The sequence below is a fragment of the Pseudomonadota bacterium genome, assembly GCA_018823135.1.
Classification (GTDB): domain Bacteria; phylum Desulfobacterota; class Desulfobulbia; order Desulfobulbales; family CALZHT01; genus JAHJJF01.
Genome location: JAHJJF010000038.1, coordinates 1 through 12,523 on the forward strand (window position 1 = coordinate 1; position 12,523 = coordinate 12,523).

Annotated in this window: 14 protein-coding genes; 5 read left to right on the plus strand and 9 right to left on the minus strand. The window is 45.8% G+C overall.

The window, feature by feature from the left end; all coding sequences use genetic code 11:
* The 4 genes from KKE17_03315 to KKE17_03330 all read left to right on the plus strand — a co-directional run.
* Window positions 1–621 (plus strand): ribonuclease H-like domain-containing protein (locus KKE17_03315; GenBank protein ID MBU1709013.1); only part of this gene is annotated, 621 nt, incomplete at its 5' end.
* Between the two features lie 55 nt (window positions 622–676).
* On the plus strand, window positions 677–1,024 hold the full coding sequence (locus KKE17_03320) for a hypothetical protein (GenBank protein ID MBU1709014.1): 348 nt from the start codon (window positions 677–679) through the stop codon (window positions 1,022–1,024).
* Between the two features lie 140 nt (window positions 1,025–1,164).
* Window positions 1,165–2,079, plus strand: a complete 915-nt coding sequence (locus tag KKE17_03325) for a DUF362 domain-containing protein (GenBank protein ID MBU1709015.1) — start codon at window positions 1,165–1,167, stop codon at window positions 2,077–2,079.
* A 19-nt stretch (window positions 2,080–2,098) separates the two neighbouring features.
* On the plus strand, window positions 2,099–3,670 hold the full coding sequence (locus KKE17_03330; GenBank protein MBU1709016.1) for a 4Fe-4S binding protein: 1,572 nt from the start codon (window positions 2,099–2,101) through the stop codon (window positions 3,668–3,670).
* Between the two features lie 267 nt (window positions 3,671–3,937).
* Here KKE17_03330 and KKE17_03335 read toward each other — a convergent pair whose 3' ends face one another.
* Together KKE17_03335 and KKE17_03340 are read right to left on the minus strand one after the other, a co-directional pair.
* Entirely contained in the window at window positions 3,938–4,540 is a 603-nt protein-coding gene (locus tag KKE17_03335) for an HAD family phosphatase (GenBank protein MBU1709017.1), read from the minus strand.
* 31 nt (window positions 4,541–4,571) lie between these two features.
* Window positions 4,572–4,982 carry a PilZ domain-containing protein gene (locus KKE17_03340; protein MBU1709018.1) on the minus strand — a complete coding sequence of 137 codons (411 nt, stop codon included), beginning with the start codon at window positions 4,980–4,982 and terminating at the stop codon, window positions 4,572–4,574.
* Window positions 4,983–5,269: 287 nt separating this feature from the next.
* Here KKE17_03340 and KKE17_03345 point away from each other — a divergent pair, with 287 nt between their 5' ends.
* The gene (locus KKE17_03345) at window positions 5,270–6,307 is read left to right on the plus strand and encodes a YchF family ATPase (GenBank protein ID MBU1709019.1); all 1,038 of its coding nucleotides are present in this window, start codon (window positions 5,270–5,272) and stop codon (window positions 6,305–6,307) included.
* 6 nt (window positions 6,308–6,313) lie between these two features.
* Here KKE17_03345 and KKE17_03350 read toward each other — a convergent pair whose 3' ends face one another.
* The 7 genes from KKE17_03350 to KKE17_03380 form a co-directional block, all read right to left on the minus strand.
* Window positions 6,314–6,919: a hypothetical protein gene (locus KKE17_03350; GenBank protein ID MBU1709020.1), complete on the minus strand. Its 606-nt coding sequence runs from the start codon at window positions 6,917–6,919 to the stop codon at window positions 6,314–6,316.
* Window positions 6,920–7,120: 201 nt separating this feature from the next.
* Window positions 7,121–8,380, minus strand: a complete 1,260-nt coding sequence (locus tag KKE17_03355; GenBank protein ID MBU1709021.1) for an HDOD domain-containing protein — start codon at window positions 8,378–8,380, stop codon at window positions 7,121–7,123.
* A 296-nt stretch (window positions 8,381–8,676) separates the two neighbouring features.
* Complete coding sequence (locus tag KKE17_03360) at window positions 8,677–9,102, minus strand: hypothetical protein (GenBank protein MBU1709022.1); 426 nt, start codon at window positions 9,100–9,102, stop codon at window positions 8,677–8,679.
* A 536-nt stretch (window positions 9,103–9,638) separates the two neighbouring features.
* Window positions 9,639–10,544: a glycerol kinase gene (locus tag KKE17_03365; protein MBU1709023.1), complete on the minus strand. Its 906-nt coding sequence runs from the start codon at window positions 10,542–10,544 to the stop codon at window positions 9,639–9,641.
* A gap of 163 nt (window positions 10,545–10,707) precedes the next feature.
* The gene (locus KKE17_03370; protein MBU1709024.1) at window positions 10,708–11,364 is read right to left on the minus strand and encodes a hypothetical protein; all 657 of its coding nucleotides are present in this window, start codon (window positions 11,362–11,364) and stop codon (window positions 10,708–10,710) included.
* 124 nt (window positions 11,365–11,488) lie between these two features.
* Window positions 11,489–11,755, minus strand: coding sequence for a hypothetical protein (locus KKE17_03375; GenBank protein ID MBU1709025.1), 267 nt, complete (start codon window positions 11,753–11,755; stop codon window positions 11,489–11,491).
* A 100-nt stretch (window positions 11,756–11,855) separates the two neighbouring features.
* Window positions 11,856–12,359 carry a type II toxin-antitoxin system VapC family toxin gene (locus KKE17_03380; protein ID MBU1709026.1) on the minus strand — a complete coding sequence of 168 codons (504 nt, stop codon included), beginning with the start codon at window positions 12,357–12,359 and terminating at the stop codon, window positions 11,856–11,858.
* Window positions 12,360–12,523 lie beyond the last annotated feature (164 nt).

Below are 12,523 nucleotides of genomic sequence, written 5' to 3' on the forward strand. Positions count from 1 at the left end.
CAGGCATGGCGAATATTCCCCCATTTCCGCAACCACAGCGCCTATCTTGATATCGAAACCACCGCAGCTTATGGTTTTGAACAGCAGATCACCGCGATTACCATTTATGACGGCAACAAAATCAGCTGTTTTGTGGACGGAGAAAACCTGGAGGATTTTGAGGAGGCAATCAGCAGATACAAGGTCCTGGTCACTTACAACGGTAAATCCTTTGATGCGCCAATAATTGAAAAACATTTCAGAATAAAACTCCCCAGAGCGCATATCGATCTCAGGTATGTCCTCAACCATCTCGGCTATTCCGGAGGCCTTAAATCATGCGAAAAACAACTTGGCATGGACCGGGGCCTGCTTGAAGGAGTTGACGGCTCCTTTGCCATTTTTCTCTGGGAGGAATTTCAACGCACCGGCGACAGAAAAGCCCTTGAAACCCTGCTGGCCTATAATGTCGCCGATACAGTCAACCTCGAATCCCTGCTGATTAAAGCCTATAATCTGAATATCGAAAAGACTCCGTTTGTACAGGGCCAATTCATCAAAGATACTATTCAACCGCCCTCGCCCTATTCGCCTGATCCCGAAACAGTCAAAAAAATAAAAAATGATTATTTTTATAGATAAATATTGTTATGTTAATCCGATGCAGCAGATGACCCTCCAATAACGGTTAAAAGACATGGCAATATTTACCAGAATGAAAAAAGCCGGCCAGGCCCATGAAATAGCAAAACGGGTTCAGGATGAAAATCAGAAAACCCAGGCCGAGATCGAACTCCTCAAAGCAAAGGTTGAGAAACTGACCTTGATCTGTCAGGGATTATGGGAGATTATCGGCCATCGCCTCGAACTCGGTAACGAAGACCTGATGACCAAAATTCAGGAATTGGACGCATTGTACAGCAAAGACGCCCCTCCCACGGAATGCATCTCATGCAAACGGCCGATCCATGTCACCAAAAGAAGGTGTATATTCTGCGGATCGGATCAACCGGAAAAAGATTTCTTCGACTCTTTGAGAGGTTAAACAACCAGCCGGAACACCCTTATTTTTCAGCATCCCACTTTATCGGCATCCATCTCAGTTGACATTTCAATCCCGACGATTCTATAATCGCATAGCATCAAATCCCCCTCTAACCCGGACATTTCATACCGGAGGACATCATGGACAGAAGAGAATTTCTCAAACAGGTATCAATGTGGTCGGCCGGGCTCTCGATCACTGTGCCGCATTTTACAATTATTTCAGAAGCCCTGGCGGCCCAACGCCAAGCCCCGGTCATAGCCTACGCCAAAGGCAAGGATTATGCTGCCCTGGTTTCACAGATACTCGACTCTTTGGGCGGCATGGAAAAATTTGTAAAATCCGGGAATACAGTGGTTATCAAACCCAATATCGGCTGGGACCGCAATCCCGACCAGGCGGCCAACACCCATCCGCTCATCGTTAAGGCCCTGGTGGAGCATGCGTTGGATGCCGGGGCCAAAGAAGTCAAAGTTTTTGATCGGACCTGCAATGAGGCTCGGCGCTGCTATGTGAACAGCGGTGTCCAGGATATCCTTAAAACCATAAAGAGCAACAGGGTAACATTCTTTCATCCTGACGAGCGTAAATACATTCCGGTGGATATTTCAAAAGGCCAAGCTGCCAGACGTTTGGAGATCTACAAAGACGCCCTGGAAGCGGACAGCTATATAAATGTGCCGATTGCAAAGCACCACAGCCTGAGCACCCTGACCCTGGGAATGAAAAACAGCATGGGGGTTCTGGGGGGAAAACGCGGCGACATGCATCATGACCTCGGCCAGAAAATCGCCGACCTTGCAACAATTGTCAGGCCGACGCTGACCGTAATTGATGCAACGAGAATCCTGCTGCGTAACGGCCCGCAAGGCGGCAACCTAAATGACGTAAAAGTCCTTGATACGATTATCGCATCAACTGATCCGGTGGCCATCGATGCCTATGCCACAACCTTTTTTGAGATGAAACCCGGGGATATCCCTTCAACGGTAGCTGCATATAAACATGGTCTGGGTGAGATGGACCTTGCCAAAATAAAAATCATCAAAACCTGATTGCCCGGATAGTTTTTTCATGCGAAAAAAAACGTTCCCCCTGAATAACTGGCGCCGGTTGAGCCAGATCCTCTGCTTTAGCCTCTTTCTCTTTCTGTTCATCAAGACCGATTACACGGGTCATGATCAACTTGCCTACGCGGTCAATATCCTTTTCCGAATCGACCCGTTGCTTGCCCTCTGCACAAGTCTTGCGGCCAAAGCATTTATCCAGCTCATGTGGCCGGCATTATTGACTCTGATTTTCACCTTGATTTTCGGCCGGTTCTTCTGCGGCTGGGCCTGCCCCATTGGGGCGCTCCTTGATTTTTCGCAGCGCTTCTTTACGCCAGTAAACAAAAAACCGAATTCACTTTTTCGTTCCCTTAAATATTATCTTCTTGGTTTTCTTATTATTGCGGCGTTTTTTGGAATGCCTGTTGCAGGATACTTCGACCCCTTTTCCATCCTGGTCCGCGGCCTGGCTCTGGCGGTTTATCCGGCGATGAATGTCGCTGCCGCCTCATTTTTCACTTTCACCTATGACCAGGCGCCGCAATGGGTCAATGCGATCACCGAACCGGTCTATGCCTTTCTCAGATACACGGTTCTCCCCTTTGATCAGAAGCATTATGACCTGGCCCTGTTGTCACTGGCAATCCTCTTAACGGTTATTGCCTTTGAGAAAATCCAGCGCCGGTTTTTCTGCAGAAGCATCTGTCCGCTGGGAGGACTCCTGGCTGTTGTTTCAAAATTTTCGCTGATGCGCGGCAAGAGTGGCACAAAATGCGGCAAATGCACCAATTGCCAGGATATCTGCCCCATGGGGGCAATTGACCAGGAGCGAAACATCTCGCCCCTTGCCTGCAACCTCTGTCTTGACTGCGTGGATTCCTGCCCGGGAAACAAGATTTCCTTTACTTTTTCTCCTGCCACTGTTGTGCCGCAGGTATTCAATCTTTCGCGCCGGACATTTATCGGTTCCCTTGCAGCAGGTGCTGTTCTGCCGCTCTTTCTTCAGACCAGGTCCTTGGCAAAACAAGGGAATCCCCAGTTGATCAGGCCTCCCGGCGCTTTACCCGAGGATGATTTTTTAGGTAGATGTGTTCGTTGCGGAGAATGCATGAAGGTCTGCATCGGTAATGCCCTGCATCCGACGTTTCTCGAATCAGGAATCGAGGGGATGTTTTCACCGACGCTTAAAGCCCGCATCGGCTATTGTGAATACAATTGCACCCTCTGCGGCCAGGTCTGCCCCACCGGTGCAATTACCGAACTTGCAGTGCAACCGAAGCAGCAGACCAAAATCGGCAACGCGATTTTCGACAAAAATCTCTGCCTCCCCTATGCCAAAGGAATTCCCTGCATCGTCTGCGAGGAGCATTGCCCCACCCCTGAAAAGGCCATACAATTCCGCATGGCTTCTGTTATCAATAGCAAAAGAGAAACAGTAAACGTCAGGCAACCATACATTGTGGATGAATTATGCATCGGCTGCGGCATCTGCGAAACTAAATGCCCCCTACCCGGTCACGCGGCAGTGCGCCTCACCAGCGCCGGCGAATCAAGAAATCCGCAAAATGCCCTGCCAGGGACTTCTGCCCCCTATTAACTCGTGAAGCAAAAAAAATTACCCAAGAATTTTGTGATTATTACCAACTTTCAGCCGGAGCCAATCAGACCGACAGGGCTTTTTCCTGAGGTGACTCGTGAAAGGCTCGAAATGCGAAGCGATCAGGCCCGAAGGGAGGGTGACAGGAAGTCACCCATCGACGAACCCGCAGGATGTGGGATTTCGTCGACCAGCGAAGCATTTCGAAAAGGCCTGAACGCTCAGAGCCGAAGGAGACATGCTCTGTGGGCTGATACCTGGTAGTAATCACACAATAAATTTAATATTCTGCAGTTCCTTTCCGAAACCTTCAACCGATTCAAAAAGAATTGTCTGCAAGCCCTGCTTCCGGGCTCGATCGATGTGGCCCTGGTTGTCATCGACAAACAAGGCTTCATGGGGATGAATGCCAAGATGCTTTATTGTATCCGTAAAAATGGAGGGGTCTTTTTTTGATTTGCCAAGATGGTAGCTGTTATACACCGCATCAAATTCTTTAAAGAAATGCTGCTGGTAATCAAGGATATCAAGCCAGTTGGACTGGTCACTCAGGATGGCAACATCGATGCTCTTTGATTTAAGGATACGGACAATATCAATCATCTGCGGCCGGACAATAAAACGATCCAAGATTTCCCGTGAAAGTTCGTCATCGCTGCCGATAATGCCGGTTGCTTGCCGCAGGGCTTTCCAGTATTCAGCGGTTGTTGCCGCACCAACGACATATCCACAGTCATAGACGATTTCAGCGGCAGTCCTGAAAAATTCTTCCGGGTTTTTTCCCTGACTACGGGCGATCTCCCTGAGACCCTGGGCAAACCCCTCCTCGGCAATAACCCCGCCGAAATCAAGCAGTACCGCTTTGATCATTTATTTCACCTGATACAGATTGCTTGCCGGGTCACTTCTTTGGTTGCGCATAGTACTGTTTGATGAATTCTTCAAGTGTAGCGCGCTGTTCTTTGCTGAGTTTTCCAAACTTCATTCCCCGACGCCTGATCTTGCCGTCAAAGGGCAGCTGGGAAACTTTTTCATAGATCGGGTGATTATCATCGATTATTTCAAAATCAGAAACAGTTTCCAGCGGCACATTTTCAAGATAGATATCCTCACCGAAAAGATTGACGAATTTATCGTTTTCATCGGACCATTCCTCCCCGTCATAATAAAAAAAAGAAAGGCCGCCCAGACTGATATCTAAAATATAACCCGGAGTCACCAGAACATTGGGACTGAAAACGGCAAAAGAGCCGAGTTCAACATCAAACCGTTCATACTTCCTCTGATCTGCGGGTTTGTCGTTCTTGGTCATTACCTTCTCCATTCCCTTCTCGACACGAAAAAACACCATTTAACCTATGACATTTCGACATAGAATTACAATAAATAACTTTTGGCTTCAATCCCTTTCGTTCTCTTCTTTTTACTATCAAGTTAATGTTTTTAATTATTCAAGGTGAAAAAAACAGGTCATAATAATTCAGCAAATGGCGGCTTCTTTTATAATTTTCCCCTTTGCTATTTGGAATCCCTCTATAAAAGGATTATAATCCCAACAGATTTATTCTACTTAAACAGCTTCCAACAGGAACAGACCTAATGAAACTTGGAATCATCGGCCTGCCCGGCGCAGGCAAATCCACCCTTTTTGAAGCACTCACCGGCATCATCCAGGATGATGCGGCTCATAAACCCGAAGACCGGATCGGCACCATCACGGTTCCGGATAAACGGGTGGATATTTTAAGCGATATGTATAAACCCAAAAAAACCATGCACGCCAGGGTTGAATACCTCCTGCCGTATATCGCTGCCCACGACCAGGGCCGCAAAAAAGAGGAAACCGCCTGGACCACGGTGCGGACCTGCGACGCCATAATCCATGTAGTCCGGAATTTCAAGGGATACGGCGAAGAAGCCCCGCAGCCGCTGAAAGACTTCACCTCGATGAATGAGGAGATGATCTTTGCCGATCTGATGGTTGTTGAAAAAAGGCTTGAGCGTCTTGAATTGGATGCCAAGCGCGGCAGGGATGTCAACCTCGAGGAACAACAACTCCTCAAACAATGCAAGGAACTCCTTGATAATGAAACACCCTTGCGGACCAGCCCGGAGCTTGCCTCCGAACACCTGCTCAAGGGTTTTACTTTTCTTTCAGCAAGGCCGATGCTTGTGGTTTTCAATAATCAGGATGATGATGACGCCTTGCCGGATGTTGGAGAAATCGCCCAACAAGAAAAATGCCTGGTGGTTCGCTGCAGCCTTGAACATGAACTTACCCTGATGCAGCCTGACGAGGCTTTGGAATACCTTGAAGAGTACGGCATCACCGTATCAGCCATGGACCTGATGATCTCATTTTCCTATGAACTTCTGGGCCTGATATCCTTTTTCACCGTGGGCGAGGATGAGGTCCGCGCCTGGACGATCCGCAAAAATATTGATGCGGTGGATGCCGCCGAAGTGATTCATTCGGATATCAAGAAAGGATTCATCCGCGCCGAGGTGGTTGCCTACGACGATCTTATGGAAGCCGGATCACGAAACGAAGCAAAAAAGAAAGGCACGGTGCGCCTTGAGGGCAAAACCTATCAGGTCCAGGACGGAGATATTATCGAATTTCGTTTTAATGTATAGGGTGTCTTACAATAAACACGAATCACACGAATCTCCCTTGCGGTCTCTGACCGTGGTATACGCCAAAACCAACAGACTCAAGAGCAATCCGATAATAGCCCCGTTAAGCTTGTTTTTATCAGCCTCAAGACCGTCCGGGTGGATTGAAATCACCAGGCGCGGCGAGAATTCCTGCCACTCCGGTATTTTTTTATAATTCTTGATTTCCACAAGATATTGGGTTCCGGCTTCCGCGTAAAACTCCCCCAGATGCAGGCCGGCAAATCCCTCCCGGATAATCGGCGTAAAGGATTTCTCCCAGCTTGCGCCTTCTCCAACCACCTTCTCGCCGTCAAAAACCCTCCAGGCAAAATCAAGGTTTCGGCTGATTTCAAGATGATCTATTGGTTTATCCTCAGCAGAAGGGCTTGACTCGATCAGGATATCCACCACGTAGCGGTATTTTTTACCTACCTCGAATCTTTCCTGGGTTGTACCGACGCCATCCAGTGCCAGGGGCATTTCCAGCGCCGTTGGCCTGAAATCAGTGCTGGAAATCCCGAGGAGCATGATGACGATTCGCCCTGAGGTAAAAAAAACCAGCGCCAGCGCTGCTATGCGGAAAATTGACATGTGTCCCCCCTGTTATTTATTATCCGCCGTCTAGAAATTCATACAAAACATCAATGCATTGCGAATAAACCTACACAGTATCAAAACTCCTGTCATGCATAAACAGGGGGATGAGAGATTTGGACGTTATGAAAGGGCTGCAGGCGGAATTTGAAAATTCAGCGCGGGAATCTGTGCTTGAAGAAGGAATGGATTCCCTTTTCAGTCCGAAATCTCATAACTCCTCACCGTAGACAGCGCCTCGTCGTACACTTTAGGCAGCTCATCGATGGGAAACGCCAGGGCATAGGTCAGTGGGACGATTTTCGCCCAGTCGCCACGCTCATAGGCACGGGCAAGTTTCAGGGTGTTGGCCAGTGATGTTCCGCCGCCGCCGAGCAGGGCTTCCTTGACAGCGTCGGAAAAGGGGATTTCTTCCAGTAGTATTTCCATGGGCTGGTCCAACAGGGCATCGAGCAGTGAAAACATCCCGGCGGTATAAAACTTGTTAGCCTCGACGTAAAAATTCCGCTGCGCGATCAACTCGCAGAACCTCGCTCGGAAGAGACAGAGCCGAAGAAGCTCGGAAGGTTTCTCCTCGGACAGATAGGACAGCAGCATCAGAGCGAGCCACTTGCGGAGATTGTTTTCCCCGACAATGGCCAGGGCTGAATTCAGTGAATCAACCTGACGGTTAAGGGCAAAAAACGCCGAATTGACATATTTCAGCAATTTATAGGAAAGTGAAGCGTCGGTGGATACCAGTCTGGAGATCTTATTATAATCGTAATTATCGTCCTGAATCTGTTGGAGGAGCTGGAGGTACTTCATTTTCGTCCCCGGGATATCATTGCCGGTTACTATCTTTGGCCTGCTGAAAAAATAGCCCTGAAAATAGTCGAATCCCAGAGACCTGCAGAACTCAAATTCTTCTACGGTTTCAACACATTCTGCAAGGAGTTTGACGCCTTTGCCGGATAATTCGTGAAAATGGCGAACGATTTCAGGCCGGCTCATCTGGTTGATATCCAGCTTGACGATATCGGCATGATCCACCAGAGGCTTCTCGCCCTGACGGAAGAAAAAACTGTCGAGAACAACGAGATAGCCGCGATCACGCAGGGACCTGCAGGCCGCAAGCACTTCTTCCGTCTCACGCAGGTCCGCAAGTACCTCGATCACAGTAATATCCTTTGGGAACAACGACGGGTAGTCCTTTACCAGCATACCAGCGGTAAAGTTGATAAAAGCCTTTCTGTTTTCAGTGAGATCACGAAGGCCGATCAACAGATAGCTGTTGGTGATAACTTTGGAAGTGGCCTCGCAGGCGTCCTGAGAGGTGTCGAAATAATTGTCCAGGCCGGAGCGGAAAAACAGCTCGTATCCGAATATCTTCTGGCGGCGGGAAAATATCGGCTGCCTGGCGACAAAGATCTTGTGGGCAGTGCTCCCCTGCGAATCCTGTTCCCTGGAATCTTTCATCCCCCTAATCCTCGGCGTTAAATCCCCGGTCACGCCCACTTCAATTCATATCAATGGAAGAATATCCATTTCAGCCTAACCGGAGCTTCTATCTCTTTTATAACAGATATTCACCGTTTATCAAGAAGACCTTCTCATACCCCCTTTTCCTACCAAAAAATCAGATATCCTTGTGAAAAATATTATAGTCTTCAGTCAATCTTTGTGCTTGATTGGCTTGTTGATGGGATCTACCAGGGCTGACTTCGTCACATGGTCGCCTGGTTATGTCAAACATAACCAGCACGGTTTGGATGTTATGGCTGGGTCTCAGAGCGCCGTCTGAGAATATTGGGTATATCGCTTACAAGATGGGAGATGACTCCCAGTGCCACGGGAATGATGAGGTCTTTGCCGAAGCAGTAAACAAGCAGGAGCAGTATTGCAGACAGCAGAAAATGTGTCTGCATTGCGGTTTTCAGCAAGCCGCAATCGGCAATTATCCGCATGAACTCTTTGAATTTCGTAAAAATCTTCACAGGATTTCGATAGGGTTTGAGCCGATCTTCCTTTGCGGCCCGCAGGTACACCAGAGCGACCACATCAAGATCTACAAGAACGGATGCCAGTCCTCCGGCAGCAATCCAGAGCCCGAGCTGATCCACTCCGGGATTCTGTCCGGCAATAAGAGCCACCGGAGCAATCACCAGCCCGGCAATTATGAAATGATTATGCGGCAGCATGAGACCTGTGTGATTCGATTCAGTTTTTTATACTAAGATATTCTTGCCTTGTAGCAACAAAAGTCAGATCAGATTTATACCATGCTTTGATGAAATCTTAGATAAGTCTCGTTTCTCTCGCTTATCCACGATTTCATCATACTTGAACCATTCACAAAAAATTGTATCTGCCATTATCCGTTGCATTACACCTGAAAAAGTGCACAAAAAAATCGCCACCCCTTGCGGACACAAAAGGTAGCGATTTCAACTAGTTAAGTGGTGGAGGCGGCGGGAGTCGAACCCCCACCCCTTTAAGCCTGCGAGTGCTTTCAGTGTGGGGTGGACCACACCCGGACCACCCTACTCATGTTTAATCATTTATTTAGTCATCCAAAACACCCAATTGTCAAGCTTGACCCTGGCTTTTCCGCTCATGGTTCCTTTTTTTTTATTCTGGCGCATAACGTCTTGCGTAACCTGACCGCGCCAATGAACTTGCCGCGTAGCGCCGCCACCGTTAACGCGGTCAGGTTGACGCTTTTGTTAGGGCATGATTAGTAGGCTTGCACGCCATGTTTTAGTAATAATCTCGGTAGGATATCGTCGAGATTAAGGACTTCATCGTCAGTTAGTTCAATTAAATTAAAGCCATATTTTTTATAGATTTCTTGCTTCGCCTGTTTTCTTTTTAGGTAACGCTCATTGTTGTCATAGCCCCAAAACTCAATATAAACTTTGCCTGTCGGGATGTAGAAATCAGAATATACTTCTTCCTCGATTGGCAATTTCCTTTCATAGGCATGTACAATTTCTGCCATATACAACCAATTATCTATTAGCATTTCTGCCTTGGAGCGAACAAAGTGGCCATCTGTTGAGCGATGCTTGGCAATAAATTTATCTCTAAATCCAATTTCTTGGTTTGTTGATTCATTTTTTTCAGGTTCACCTTCAGGTTTGTGCTCAGGTTCGGGCTCAGGATCTTTTGTGCCTTTTATGTCCTGTATTGAACTTTTTAGAATTTTTGATTCAATAATTGATTCTGGCCATCGAACATAGGGGATACCAGACTTTTTATCTTCATCTTGTAATCCACCATTTTTTTCGCCAGGGAGTGTAACCCGCCAACCTTTTAATACTTTTTGAACCCAGCCCAACTCAGAGAGGATATAATTAATCTTGTTTGCCGAAAGCTCGTAATGCTTACCAATGGCTGTTGATGTAATTAATTTTTCTGACGTAATGTTTAAGTTCAAATCTTCTGGCCACGTAATATATTTACCGTATTTCTGGCTAGTTACAAATTTCCCTCCAACCTTGACACCTTGGTCTGTTAATGACCAAACATCTCCTTTTTGTTCAATTAGCCCCATTTGGAGTAGACGAGCAAACATCTCCTTTGGCGGTACATTGTGTTTTTTAGCTAATGCAGTTGTTGATATTTGCTTGTCTTCACTCATGGTGGTGATCCTTGAGAATTATTATTTTCGGGAGCCCTAACGACCTGCATGAGGGGCGCGCCACCAAACCGTGCAGAATAACTAGGCAGCGCTGATTCGCGTCCCTCTCAATGCAATTGTTGGACTTTTTTCTTAAACTTCAATCGGTTGAGGTGCTATGTACTTAAAGCTTTAACTCTGCCAGTTGATTGTTAATGAGCATTAATATTTTATTATTTATCTTGTTAATATTTCGTGCATGTACATGTTGAAGTGAATTAGTGCCTCTATGATATGAACTTGTTTGGGTGCCTGTGCCATAACCTTGAATATAAGTATCTTCCGAAGATGCAGACAATTTTTTTACTGTTTGTTCCCCATCTTTTTGAACTGTTAAAGTAGCATGCATTTTTGCCACACACATATAGTTCACTTCACCACCAAAAAAGGCTGCAAAAGCTTCTTTTCCTGCACTACTTGAGCGGTACTCCTCTAACCAAAAATCATCGAGAGTTAATTGAATTCTTAGATTTGAAGTATTGTCTATTCTTGTAAATTTGTTTTCTATATATTCTTTGAACATTCTTCCAAGCGTCGAGGAAGTTGACTGATTATAACCTTTTTGTCCTGACCTGGATGGCCCTTTATCTTTTGAAAAAGGCCTTAGACCACCATCAACAATTTTTGATTGATAATCATATGTGATTGTATCAGCAGAATTTGTGTTTATTCCCATTATGACAAAATCGTTGAGATTTGATGTGAGTGGTAGTGAACTACTCACACAACCACAAATGCAACACACCAAAATAATTAACAAGACTGAGGCTAGATTTTTCATGTACATGATTTCTCCTTCCCTGACGTTAATATAAATTGCAGTTATTGTTTTGAGGTCCAACGATTTGCATGAGGGGCGCGCCAAAAAGCCTGCAGCAACTAGGCAGCGCTGGTTCGCGTCCCTCTCAATGCTTTGGTTGGGTGCCTTCTTTTTTTAATTGAATGTGAAAATATACGGCCAATATTCCACACCCTATCAACATGAACCAAGCAAGATTAATGTTTGGTGCATTAAGTATTACGGCAATACCTCCTATGAGAGATAGGAAATATAAAGTAAAAACTGGGAATTTGAACAAAAAAGCACCGATTACAACAATGGCAAAAATAGTCTCTCCAAAACCACCCCCTGAAGGATCACGATCATCATCCCATGAATTGATACCAAACATAGCTAATGAATTGCTGCTAATGAGTAGAAAAAACAATAAAAATGAGATGATTTTGTGGGGAGTTTTATGGCTCATCGTGTATGGCAATTTGAGTTAATTTTTATGGCTCTAATTCAAGCTTTTTATATACATCTTGATCTCGGAGCCAGATAGTATTTATATTTTCGCATTTTGCAGCACAAAACAATCCTTCGTCGTCTGTTATCAAAAATGTTTTAATCTCGCTTCTTTGGGGTAAAGAACTCTTTATAGATAAAATTTGAAGCATGTCTGAGAGGTCTATTTCGTATTTTAATATAAGTTTCTCTGTTTCTTCGTATGTTTCTCTATCGAGAAATGATTGATCGTCAATAATTATGTTTTCATCGTTAATAGTGGATATTAAGTCCAGACAACAATTTGCATATGCTTTTGTATTTGGTGGTTTTTGTTTAACCAAATGCACTCTTTTAAAAACTCGTAATGCCTCAGCCACACAAAGAGTCGTGGTATATATCTGAGATTGTTTGGCTACAAGTTTGTTAACAATTTCACTTCGTTTTTCGCTGATATACAGTTTTATCAAGGCTGATGCATCAAGATAGTATGCATTTATTGTTTTCATGGTGTTATTACACCCAACGATCAAGTTGAGCTGGCCGGGCTGCCGAATTAACCGCGTTAGCGCCGCCAACGTTACCCCGGTCAGCTCAAACGCCTGGTTCGCTGATTTCTTTGTATGTTATTGTTATTCCGTCGTATTCTGTTTCTTCCTTGAAAACTCTTGAA

What these genes read in the sequence shown, in the direction of transcription:
- KKE17_03375 (MBU1709025.1), bottom strand. Translation starts at nt 11,755, where the DNA reads ATGTTTGGTATCAATTCATGGGATGATGATCGTGATCCTTCAGGGGGT.
- KKE17_03370 (MBU1709024.1), bottom strand. Translation starts at nt 11,364, where the DNA reads ATGAAAAATCTAGCCTCAGTCTTGTTAATTATTTTGGTGTGTTGCATT.
- KKE17_03335 (MBU1709017.1), bottom strand. Translation starts at nt 4,540, where the DNA reads ATGATCAAAGCGGTACTGCTTGATTTCGGCGGGGTTATTGCCGAGGAG.
- KKE17_03320 (MBU1709014.1), top strand. Translation starts at nt 677, where the DNA reads ATGGCAATATTTACCAGAATGAAAAAAGCCGGCCAGGCCCATGAAATA.
- KKE17_03330 (MBU1709016.1), top strand. Translation starts at nt 2,099, where the DNA reads ATGCGAAAAAAAACGTTCCCCCTGAATAACTGGCGCCGGTTGAGCCAG.
- KKE17_03360 (MBU1709022.1), bottom strand. Translation starts at nt 9,102, where the DNA reads ATGCTGCCGCATAATCATTTCATAATTGCCGGGCTGGTGATTGCTCCG.
- KKE17_03340 (MBU1709018.1), bottom strand. Translation starts at nt 4,982, where the DNA reads ATGACCAAGAACGACAAACCCGCAGATCAGAGGAAGTATGAACGGTTT.
- KKE17_03350 (MBU1709020.1), bottom strand. Translation starts at nt 6,919, where the DNA reads ATGTCAATTTTCCGCATAGCAGCGCTGGCGCTGGTTTTTTTTACCTCA.
- KKE17_03380 (MBU1709026.1), bottom strand. Translation starts at nt 12,359, where the DNA reads ATGAAAACAATAAATGCATACTATCTTGATGCATCAGCCTTGATAAAA.
- KKE17_03355 (MBU1709021.1), bottom strand. Translation starts at nt 8,380, where the DNA reads ATGAAAGATTCCAGGGAACAGGATTCGCAGGGGAGCACTGCCCACAAG.
- KKE17_03345 (MBU1709019.1), top strand. Translation starts at nt 5,270, where the DNA reads ATGAAACTTGGAATCATCGGCCTGCCCGGCGCAGGCAAATCCACCCTT.
- KKE17_03325 (MBU1709015.1), top strand. Translation starts at nt 1,165, where the DNA reads ATGGACAGAAGAGAATTTCTCAAACAGGTATCAATGTGGTCGGCCGGG.
- KKE17_03365 (MBU1709023.1), bottom strand. Translation starts at nt 10,544, where the DNA reads ATGAGTGAAGACAAGCAAATATCAACAACTGCATTAGCTAAAAAACAC.